Origin of the sequence: Bacillus sp. (in: firmicutes) (assembly GCA_012842745.1) — a bacterium.
GTDB lineage: Bacteria > Bacillota > Bacilli > Bacillales > Bacillaceae_J > Schinkia.
Genome location: DUSF01000070.1, coordinates 1 through 1602, shown reverse-complemented (window position 1 = coordinate 1602; position 1602 = coordinate 1). Strand labels below are relative to the sequence as shown.

Here is a 1602-nt window from a genome sequence, read left to right as displayed (position 1 = left end):
TTCTCCTGGTTTTACAATCCGCGGCGGTACAACGGAAATTCTCTACGGTATGGTGGCGAAAGGGGTTGTGGCAAAATGAGCGAAATGAAAGAAATGATTTTGGACGTTGCCGAACGCATGTTGGAAGACCATGTGACAAAAGATATGGTGGATGTCCTTGAAAAAGGGGAATGGGCAAAAGATGTCTGGAAATTGTTCGAGGACAACGGCATGATTTCCGTTGCAGTGCCGGAAGAGAAAGGCGGTGCCGGCGGAGACCTGGAGGACCTGTTAAACCTTGTCCGTTTGACAGGAAAATACGCCGCTCCGATTCCATTTGCCGAAACAACATTTGCCAATTTCCTGCTGGAAACCGGCAATCTCGAAACGGTTGATCAGGTTGCAACATACTCTTTGCAAGAAGGCTTGTCTTTGCAGAACGGCCAAATTTCCGGTACGTTGGACAATGTTCCTTGGGCAAGACACGCGAAACACTTGGTTGCCCTTGTACAGAAACAAATCGCGCTCATCGATTTGGCGGATGCAACGATTCAGCCGGGCAGCAACATGGCAGGCGAGCCGCGCGATACGGTGATTTTGAACAATGTAAAAGTACAGTCTTCGTCCCTTTTGACCGATGAACAAATTTTCCATTTGAAATCCATCGAAACGGCATTCAAAATCGCCTTAATGACAGGCGCCATCGAAAAAATCAATCAATTATCGGTCCAATACTCCAAAGAACGCGAACAATTCGGCCGCCCAATCCACCGATTCCAGCTGGTGCAATACCAAATCGCTCAACTGGCCGGGGAAACGGCCATCGCGCTTGCGGCGTTCAATAACGTCTGTGCCGCTGTTCAATCCGATAAAGTATTGCATGAAATCGCCTTTGCCCGCATCCGCTTTGAAGATGCCATCACTACGGTGACTGCCGTTTCCCATCAATTGCATGCGGCGATCGGTACGACCCATGAACATGCGCTGCATCAGTACACACGGCGCCTATGGTCCTGGCGTGACGAAGGAACAAGCGCCGATTATTGGAGTGGACATATCGCCGACTATTTGCTCAATCATGACGATGACCTTTGGGCATATCTCACCAAAACAACAGGGGCAGCGGTGAAAAACTGATGGTTAAAGGGAATGCATCTGAAAACACGGCCTTCATTTTCTGTCCTGCTTGCGGCTCACCAAAATCAATAGAAGATCAATAAATTTATAAAAGGAGAGAGGTTTCATGGCAGATTTGCTGTTTGAAGTGGAAAATCATATTGCGACGATTACATTGAACCGTCCGGAAGCCTACAACGCGTTCAGCGAAGAAATGATTTTAAACTGGATTCAGGCGCTGGAAACAGTACGGGATGATGATTCCATCCGGGTAGTGATTGTCAAAGGAAACGGCAAAGCTTTTTGCGCGGGCGGCGACATTAAAGCCATGCATGCGGGAGAAGGGTTCTTCAAAAGCAAAGAAGACATTTCTTCCACAGGGTTGGCACGCAAAAATTCCCTATGGAAAAAAATTCAACTGATTCCTCTTCTTCTGGAAGAGATCGATAAGCCGGTGATTGCGCAAATTCACGGCTTTGCGATGGGCGCCGGCCTGGATATGGCCTT

At 48.2% G+C, this 1602-nt stretch carries 2 protein-coding genes; both read left to right on the top strand.

Translation table 11 applies throughout. The features are described from left to right. Positions 1 to 75: 75 nt before the first annotated feature. Positions 76 to 1116, top strand: a complete 1041-nt coding sequence (locus GX497_18360) for an acyl-CoA/acyl-ACP dehydrogenase (protein ID HHY75142.1) — start codon at positions 76 to 78, stop codon at positions 1114 to 1116. A gap of 106 nt (positions 1117 to 1222) precedes the next feature. Further along, positions 1223 to 1602: enoyl-CoA hydratase/isomerase family protein (locus GX497_18355; GenBank protein ID HHY75141.1), on the top strand; the 380-nt coding region annotated here is incomplete at its 3' end.

What these genes read in the sequence shown, in the direction of transcription:
- GX497_18360 (HHY75142.1), top strand. Translation starts at nt 76, where the DNA reads ATGAGCGAAATGAAAGAAATGATTTTGGACGTTGCCGAACGCATGTTG.